Source organism: Kocuria sp., assembly GCF_030536815.1.
In the GTDB taxonomy this organism is placed as follows: Bacteria; Actinomycetota; Actinomycetes; order Actinomycetales; family Micrococcaceae; genus Kocuria; species Kocuria gwangalliensis.
Map to the genome: position 1 here is coordinate 1 of NZ_JAUNPE010000098.1, position 8,322 is coordinate 8,322.

The 8,322-nt window shown below is 65.1% G+C and carries 6 protein-coding genes and 1 tRNA gene; 4 read left to right on the forward strand and 3 right to left on the reverse strand.

What is annotated here, in order from left to right; genetic code table 11:
* Nucleotides 1-3: 3 nt before the first annotated feature.
* A tRNA-Arg gene (locus Q4E95_RS09265) sits at nt 4-79 on the forward strand.
* Between the two features lie 443 nt (nt 80-522).
* Here Q4E95_RS09265 and Q4E95_RS09270 read toward each other — a convergent pair.
* On the reverse strand, nt 523-3,594 hold the full coding sequence (locus tag Q4E95_RS09270; RefSeq protein WP_303383035.1) for a bifunctional [glutamine synthetase] adenylyltransferase/[glutamine synthetase]-adenylyl-L-tyrosine phosphorylase: 3,072 nt from the start codon (nt 3,592-3,594) through the stop codon (nt 523-525).
* Nucleotides 3,595-3,605: 11 nt separating this feature from the next.
* Complete coding sequence (gene glnA, locus Q4E95_RS09275) at nt 3,606-4,949, reverse strand: type I glutamate--ammonia ligase (RefSeq protein WP_303383036.1); 1,344 nt, start codon at nt 4,947-4,949, stop codon at nt 3,606-3,608.
* A 168-nt stretch (nt 4,950-5,117) separates the two neighbouring features.
* Between glnA and panB the strand changes: the two genes are divergently transcribed.
* Nucleotides 5,118-5,972 carry a 3-methyl-2-oxobutanoate hydroxymethyltransferase gene (panB, locus tag Q4E95_RS09280; protein WP_303383037.1) on the forward strand — a complete coding sequence of 285 codons (855 nt, stop codon included), beginning with the start codon at nt 5,118-5,120 and terminating at the stop codon, nt 5,970-5,972.
* 65 nt (nt 5,973-6,037) lie between these two features.
* Here the strand turns inward: panB and Q4E95_RS09285 are convergent, their stop codons facing one another.
* The gene (locus Q4E95_RS09285; protein WP_303383038.1) at nt 6,038-6,214 is read right to left on the reverse strand and encodes an SPOR domain-containing protein; all 177 of its coding nucleotides are present in this window, start codon (nt 6,212-6,214) and stop codon (nt 6,038-6,040) included.
* Nucleotides 6,215-6,404: 190 nt separating this feature from the next.
* Here Q4E95_RS09285 and map point away from each other — a divergent pair, with 190 nt between their 5' ends.
* The gene (gene map, locus Q4E95_RS09290) at nt 6,405-7,301 is read left to right on the forward strand and encodes a type I methionyl aminopeptidase (protein WP_303383039.1); all 897 of its coding nucleotides are present in this window, start codon (nt 6,405-6,407) and stop codon (nt 7,299-7,301) included.
* Between the two features lie 72 nt (nt 7,302-7,373).
* A complete protein-coding gene (ppgK, locus tag Q4E95_RS09295; RefSeq protein WP_095798247.1) occupies nt 7,374-8,210 on the forward strand; it encodes a polyphosphate--glucose phosphotransferase in 837 nt (278 codons plus the stop codon).
* Nucleotides 8,211-8,322 lie beyond the last annotated feature (112 nt).

An 8,322-nucleotide genomic window follows, 5' to 3' on the forward strand; every position in this document is an offset into this window, starting at 1 on the left:
TCCGCCTCGGTAGCTCAGTGGATAGAGCAGGAGCCTTCTAATCTCTTGGTCGGGGGTTCGATTCCCTCTCGGGGCACCAAAATCCCGCAGTTGCGTCTGAGGGGCCGGTGGAACCCCTTTCCCCAGTGGGAAGGGTTCCACCGGTCCCTCAGACGTTGGCGGGGGTCCTCGCGGCCCCCAAGAGCGCATGCCCAGTGCCACGGGCCAGCTGTACCCGGTGACACCTTTCCTGCCATGGGGCTGCCCGCAAGCGGTGCCGCACCCTCATCGACGTAGCGACCACGATGTCTGATCCCCTGCATCCTGATCGACGCTGGAGCCCAGAATCGCCGAACCTTGGGCGTTACCGTCAATCACAGTGCACCGGGGCCCTGGGCAATGGCTTGACTGTCGACCAGAATGCCCTCCGAAATCCTGCAGTTACATCTGAGGGGCCGGTGGAACCCTTATCCCCAGTGGAAAAGGCTCCACCGGCCCCTGAGACGTTCGCGGAGGTCCTACCTGCCCCTCAAGGGCACAGACCTAGTGCCCGTAGAACACCTTCTCGAACACGGTGCGCGACTGCCGGGTGATCCGCAGGTAGTCCTCTTCCAACTGCGAAGCCGAACCGGGTTCGTAGCCGATCCACCGGGCCACGGCCTCCAGGTCCACGCGGCGGGAGGGAACGGAGTCCGAGGATCGACCCGACCGCAACACGTTGCCGTTGCGGATGGCCGTGGCCAAGGTCCACGCGCTCTTGAGCACCTGAGCGTCCTGCGGTGCCAAGAGGTTGGCCTCGACGGCGGCTTCCAGTGCGGCCAGGGTGGAAGTGGACCGTAGGCCGGCCACCTCATGACCGTGCTGCAATTGCAATAATTGAACCAGCCACTCCACATCCGAGAGCCCACCGCGGCCCAACTTCAGCTGCCGGTTGGGATCCGCTCCGCGCGGCATCCGTTCGTTCTCCACGCGGGCCTTCATACGGCGCACGTCGATGAGCTGACGCTCGGTGAAATCGGCCGGGTACCGAAACCGGTCGAACACGCGAACGAGCGCTGCCGCGACGTCCTCGTTGCCCGCCATGTAGCGAGCTCGTGTGAGAGCCTGGAACTCCCATGTCTGAGCCCACCGGTCGTAGTACTGGGCAAAGGATTCCACCGAACGCGCCATGGGCCCCTGCTTACCCTCGGGCCGCAGGTCATTATCAATTTCCAATGTCCGCTCGGCAATGATGGGTGGCTTGCACGGCATCTTGAGCAGCTGCACCATGCGCAAGAAGATCTTCTCGGCCTGGGACCGAGCGTCACCGGACTCGGCTCCCTCGCGCGGCTCGAAGGCGTACATGACGTCCGCGTCCGATCCGTAACCGATCTCCCGCCCACCCTGGCGGCCCATGGCCACGACCATCACGTCCGCCAAGTGTTCCTTGTCCCCGCCTTCGCAGAACTCCCGCTGCGCAATGTACAACGCACCCATCACGGTGGCCTGGTCAACGTCCGAGAGTCCCGCCACGACCGTCTCTACCGAGGCCAGGCCGCTCGTGTCGGCGAGCGCGATGCGTAACTGCTCGCGGCGTCGGACCTGCCGGATCGCGCGAATGGCCTCGTCCGGTTCGGGGTGCCGTTGCAGCTGTGTGCGCATTTCCTTGGCGAGTTCATCCAGGGTGCGCGGGCGCAGCTGGGGGTCGTCCCCGAGCCACGCGATCGACTGCGGAGAGGTTTCCAGTAGGTCCGAGACGTACCGGGAACTGGACAGGATCTGGCACAGCCGCTCGGCCGCCGCGTTGGAGTCGCGCAACAACCGCAGGAACCACGGGGTGTTGCCCATGGACTCGGAGATCTTTCGGAAGTTGAGCAGACCGGCGTCCGGGTCCACGCCCTGCGCGATCCAATCCAGCAGCACGGGCAGCAGGGTGCGGAGGATCTCCGCCCGGCGGCTGACGCCCCTGGAGAGAGCCTCGATGTGACGCTTTGCCGCCTTGGTGTCCTGGTATCCCAGGGCCGCCAGACGATCCAGGGCGGATTCGGTCGTGAGCGTGGTGTCCGCGGGGGCGTTGGCGAGCGCGGCCAGGATCGGGCGGTAGAAAATCCGCTCGTGCATGGTGCGCACCGACCGCTTGACCTTGGTCCAATTCTCGCCCAGGGCCTTACCCGTGGGGTGGGTGTGCTCTCCCGCTCCATCCACGGACCGGGCCACCACGGACAGCTCCCGTTCATCGCGCGGCATCAGGTGGGTTCGGCGCATACGGAACAGCTGGATACGGTGTTCGAGCAAGCGCAGCCACCGGTAGTTGCGGTGGAACTCGTCGCCATCACTGCGAGAAATGTAACCGCCCGCGGACAGCGCCACGAGAGAATCGGTGGTGGCCTTGGTGCGCACCGTTTCATCGCTGCGCCCGTGGACGAGCTGCAGCAACTGCACCGTGAATTCGACGTCGCGCAGGCCTCCCGGGCCCAACTTGATCTGTCGGTCGCGGTCCGCTTCGGGAATATTGTCCGTGACACGGCGTCGCATGGCCTGGACGGACTCCACGAAACCCTCGCGCTCCGCCGACGACCAGACGAACGGCCCGATGGCGGCTTCGTAACGCTCGCCCAGTTCGGCGTCACCCGCGATGGATCGGGCCTTGAGCAGCGCTTGGAACTCCCAGGACTTGGCCCAGCGTTTGTAGTACTGCACGTGCGAATCCAGCGTGCGCACGAGCGGCCCGTCCTTGCCCTCGGGCCGGAGGTTGGCGTCGACTTCCCACAGGGCCGGTTCCGGACCGGTCGTCATGACGGCGTGTGCCATGCCGGACGCCAGGCTCGTGGCGATTTCCGTGGCCAGCTGCTCGTCCGGCTTCTCCTCCTGGCCGGTGGCCTTGATGTCGACGACGTACACGACGTCCACGTCGGAAATATAGTTCAGTTCGCGGGCACCACACTTGCCCATCCCGATCACGGCCAGGCGCACCTGATCGACCAGGGCCCGGTCCCAGTGCTCGTTGGCTTCCGCTCGCGCAACGGCCAGACCCGCCTCAAGGGCGGCACCGGCCAGATCGGCGAGCTGGCGCCCCAGGGACGGCATGTAGTCCACCGGGTCCAAGGCGCCGACGTCGCGAATTGCGACCTTGGTGATACCCCGCCGGTACGCGACCCGTAACGCTTTGTAGGCTTCCGCGCCGGTTTCGGTGGCGGTGGGGGTCTCGGACTCGGGATCCGCACCCACCGATTCCAACAGGGCGTCCCGGAAGACGTCCGCGTTGTCGTGTCCCGGCTGGTCCTGCGGTTCGATGTCCAGCAGATCCAGGTTCTGCGGGGCCCGCAGCAGGAATTCGCCGAGCGCCTCGGAGGCGCCCAACAACCGGAACATGGTTTCGGACTTGGCCGGGTCCCCGTTGACCCGTTTCGCGATCTCGGGATGCTGTTCGATCAACCGGACGATCAGCTGCAGTGCCACGTCCGGGGAGGCGGAATGCGCCAGGCCGTTGAGCAGCAGCTGCAGATCGACGCCGTCGAGTTCGCGGAAACCCAGCCAGCGCCGCGCGTTGGTGACGTCTGCAAAACCAATGGAGATCAGCCGTTGGGCCGAGACCTTTTCTGCGCGTTCCCTGGCGGTTCCGTCCGTGGCACTCATGCCGGCCACGCTTACAGGATTCCCAGGTTGGTCCGCAGCTCGTAGGGGCTGACCTCCACCCGGTAGTTGTCCCAATCTCGGCGCTTGTTGCGCAGGAAGTAGTCGAAAACCTGCTCCCCGAGCAGCTCCGCCATGAACTCCGAATCCTCGGTCTGCCGGATGGCCTCGTGCAGGCTCGTGGGCAGCGGCTGGTGGCCCACGGCGCGGCGCTCGGCACTACTCATGGCGAACACATCGTCCATTTCCACCGGCGGCAGCTCGTACTCGTTCTCGATGCCCTTGAGCCCCGCCCCCAACAACGCCGCATAGGAGAGGTACGGGTTGGTGGCGGAATCGATACCGCGGTACTCGATGCGCGAGGACTGCACCTTGTCCGGCTTGTACAGCGGCACCCGCACCAGGGCGGAACGGTTGTTGTGACCCCAGGACATGTAGGACGGTGCTTCGTCGCCGGCCCACAGCCGCTTGTAGGAGTTCACGAACTGGTTGGTGACCGAGGTGAACTCGGGTGCGTGGCGCAACAGTCCGGCAATGAAGTGACGGCCGACCTTGGACAGCCGGAACTCCGCGCCGGCTTCGTAGAACGCGTTGGTGTCCCCCTCGAACAACGAGAAGTGGGTGTGCATGCCCGAACCGGGCTGACGGGAGAAGGGCTTGGGCATGAAGGTCGCGTAAATGCCCTGGGACAGCGCCACTTCCTTGATGATCGTGCGGAACGTCATGATGTTGTCCGCGGTCTGCAGGGCGTCCGCGTAGCGCAGGTCGATCTCGTTCTGCCCGGGCCCGGCCTCATGATGGGAGAACTCCACGGAAATTCCCACGGCTTCGAGCATGTTCACCGCGGTGCGGCGGAAGTCCTGGACCACACCACCGGGCACGTGGTCGAAGTAGCCTTCGTAGTCCACGGGCGTGGGCTCACCGGTCTTGGCGTCCAGCTCCGAGGACCGCAGCAGATAGAACTCGATCTCCGGAGCGGTGTAGCACGTGAAGCCCATGTCCGCGGCCTTGGTCAGGACTCGACGGAGCACACCGCGCGGATCGGAGGCCGAGGGCTCCCCGTCCGGGGTCTTGAGGTCGCAGAACATCCGGGAGGTGGGTTCGTCGTCCCCGCGCCAGGGCAGCAACTGGAAGGTGGAGGGGTCCGGCTGGAGCAGCATGTCGGATTCGTACACGCGCGAGAGCCCCTCGATGGACGAGCCGTCAAAGCCCAGGCCCTCGTCGAAAGCGGCCTCCACCTCCGCCGGGGCCAGCGCCACGGACTTGAGCGTTCCCACGACATCGGTGAACCACAGACGCACGAATCGCACGTCGCGATCCTCAATGGTTCGCAAAACGAATTCCTGCTGCCGATCCATGTGGGGCCACCTCGGGTATCTCGACCGTGTTGCGGATGTGCTTGCGGCCCCGTGACGTCTGCGTCACCGCTGAGCCGCTCCCCCAACTCTAACGGCAGGCCCCGCGCGCTGACACGACGTGGATTCTCACGGCGAGTGCGGCGTCGTCGGCGGCGGTACCCTGGACCAATGACCGCTATACCCCCGTCAGATCAAGCCGCCTCGACATCGTCACTGAGCGAGGTGACGCGCGTGCGCACCGTGCACTTGCAGCGGGCCAAGGCACAGGGCGAGAAATTCGCGATGCTCACCAGTTATGACGCCTTGACGGCCGCAATTTTCGACGGCGCCGGCGTGGACGTTCTGCTCGTGGGAGACTCCGCGGGCAACAATGTGCTGGGCTACGAAACCACCCTTCCGGTCACGCTCGACCAGATGATCCCGTTGGCCGCCGCGGTCTCCCGCGCCGCCCAACGCGCCCTGGTGGTCGTGGACCTGCCCTTCGGTTCCTACGAGGAGTCCCCGGAACAGGCCGTCCGCTCCTCCGTGCGCATCATGAAAGAAACCGGTGCCCACGCCGTCAAGATCGAGGCGGGTGCGGAACTCTGCGACCACGTGGCCGCCGTGGTGCGTGCCGGCATCCCCGTGATGGGCCACGTGGGCTTCACTCCCCAATCCGAGCACGCCCTGGGTGGTTATCGGGTGCAGGGCAAGGGCGACGCCGCGGCCACGCTGATTGCTGACGCTCAGGCCGTGCAGGCGGCCGGGGCGTTCGCCGTGGTCCTCGAGATGGTCTCCGCGGACGCCGCAGCCCAGGTCGAGGACGTTCTTGTCATCCCCACCGTGGGTATTGGCGCCGGAAATTCCACCACGGGGCAGGTGCTCGTGTGGCAGGACATGCTGGGACTGCGAACCGGACGCATGCCGCGCTTCGTCAAGCAGTACGCTCAGTTGTCCCAGACCATCGGGGATGCCGTGGGTAGCTACGTGACAGACGTGAAGTCCGGTCGGTTCCCGGCCGAGGAGCACAGCTTCCGCGGCTGATATCGATGTGAGGATGGCGGTGGCCCGGACCACGAGGTCCGGGCCACCGTTGATCTCGGGGTAGCTCAGTCGCCCTTGTAGGCGGCGTCCTCGTCATCCCAGCGCTTGGTGTTCTCCGCCGCGGTCTTCAACGCACGTGATGCTTCCTCACGAGTGGCGTACGGACCCATGAGCTGGCGGTAGTCGTCCTTGGGACCCTCTTCCACCTGCTTGGTGTACAGGTTGTACCAGTACTCGGCCATGACTTTGCCTCACTCTCCCGGCGCTGCGCGCCCTGTCGGTCGGTGGGTCCGAAGGTGCAAAACCCCGGGACCTCGGCTCGGCTCTGCTCCGAGCGTCTAAGGATTAGGCTAGTGCCAAGACACACCCCGAGCCCGCACTCGCGCCGGCTCGGCACCCACCTTTTCAACCCGTTGGAGGCAACGACCCACCGTGACATCGCACAATCTGGCCCCAGCCCCCGGTTCCACCGCGCCGATCGGTGATCTGAAACCGGGGATCATCGGTTCCTCCCGGTCCGTCCCCGCGGTCATCCCCCGCCCCGAGTACGTGGGTCGCATGGACCCCAACGAGGGCAACGGCTCCAACATCTACACCCCCGAGGAAATCGAAGTGGTCCGTGAGGCCGGTCGGATCGCGGCGCGGGCCCTGGAGCTGGCCGGAGCGGCAGCCCAACCCGGGGTCACCACGGATGAACTGGACCGCCTGGCCCACGAATACATGTGCGATCACGGGGCCTACCCTTCGTGCCTGGACTACCGGGGCTTCCGCAAGTCGATTTGCACCTCCCTCAACGAGGTCATTTGCCACGGAATTCCGGACTCCACCGTGCTCGAGGACGGTGACATCGTGAATCTGGATGTCACCGCGTACAAGAACGGCATGCACGGGGACACCAATGCGACCTTCCTGGTGGGAGACGTGGACGAGGACTCCCGCCTCCTGGTGGAGCGCACTCGCGAAGCCACCAACCGCGCCATCAAGGCCGTGCGTCCGGGCCGTGAGATCAACGTGATCGGACGTGTCATCGAGAAGTACGCCAAGCGATTCAACTACGGTGTGGTGCGCGACTTCACCGGACACGGCGTGGGGCGAGAATTTCACTCGGGTCTGATCATCCCCCACTACGACGCCGCGCCCAGTTACAACACCGAGATGACGCCGGGAATGATCTTCACGATCGAGCCCATGCTCACCCTGGGATCGATTGCGTGGGACCAGTGGGAGGACGACTGGACCATCACCACGTCCGACAAGCGCCGCACCGCCCAATTCGAACACACCATGGCTGTGACAGAAGACGGCGTGGACGTACTCACCCTGCCGTAAACTAACCGCACATTCGGGGGTCGAACACTGCCCCTGACCACCTGGTTTCACCGTGAACCGAGAGGACCGTTCATGAGCCCCACCAACCCTTCGAAGGCCCCTTCGACGCTCGGCATCGGAGTTGATATCGGCGGTACCGGCACCAAGGGCGGGATCGTCGATCTCAGGACCGGGGAGCTCGTGGGCGACCGGTTCCGCATCCCCACGCCCAAGCCTGCCACCCCGGAGGCCGTGGCCACCGTGGTCAAGCAGATCGTGGACGAACTGCAGTCCCGCCCCGACGCCCCGGCTCCGGACTCGCACGTGGGCATCGTGTTCCCGGCCATCATCAAGGACGGCGTGGCGCTCTCGGCCGCCAACGTGGACAAGTCATGGATCAACACCAACGTGGATGCGCTCATGACCGAAACCCTGGGCCGTGAAGTGGAGGCTCTCAACGACGCCGACGGCGCCGGGTTGGCGGAGGCGTACTACGGCGCGGGCCGCGACAAGACCGGTTTGGTCATGGTCATCACCCTGGGCACCGGCATCGGATCCGCAATGATCCTCAACGGCCAGCTGGTTCCCAACGCCGAGCTGGGCCACCTGGAAATCGACGGCCACGACGCCGAGACCCAGGCATCGGCAGCGGCTCGCGAACGCGAGGATCTACCGTGGAAGAAATGGGCCAAGAAGCGACTGCAGCGGTATTTCTCCCACGTGGAGTTCCTGTTCTCCCCGTCCCTGTTCATCATTGGCGGCGGTGTGTCCAAGAACTCCGAGAAGTTCGTGCCGTACCTGGACCTGAAGACCCCGGTGGAAATTGCCTCACTGCGCAATAACGCGGGAATCGTGGGTGCTGCCCTGTGGGCCCAGCAGTGCCGGGACGCACAGGCGGCCAAGGCAGTGATCGACCCCGAGAAGAAGTAGCACGAACCCCGAACGCAAAGAATCCCGTTGGTACCGCGGCTTCCCCTCCGCAGTCCCAACGGGATCTTCGTGTTCTAGTTTATGTAGCTCTGGCGATTCAATCAAGATCACG

Excerpts from the sequence above, each read along its gene's own strand:
- Q4E95_RS09270 (WP_303383035.1), bottom strand. The coding sequence starts at position 3,594 with ATGAGTGCCACGGACGGAACCGCCAGGGAACGCGCAGAAAAGGTCTCG.
- glnA (WP_303383036.1), bottom strand. The coding sequence starts at position 4,949 with ATGGATCGGCAGCAGGAATTCGTTTTGCGAACCATTGAGGATCGCGAC.
- panB (WP_303383037.1), top strand. The coding sequence starts at position 5,118 with ATGACCGCTATACCCCCGTCAGATCAAGCCGCCTCGACATCGTCACTG.
- Q4E95_RS09285 (WP_303383038.1), bottom strand. The coding sequence starts at position 6,214 with ATGGCCGAGTACTGGTACAACCTGTACACCAAGCAGGTGGAAGAGGGT.
- ppgK (WP_095798247.1), top strand. The coding sequence starts at position 7,374 with ATGAGCCCCACCAACCCTTCGAAGGCCCCTTCGACGCTCGGCATCGGA.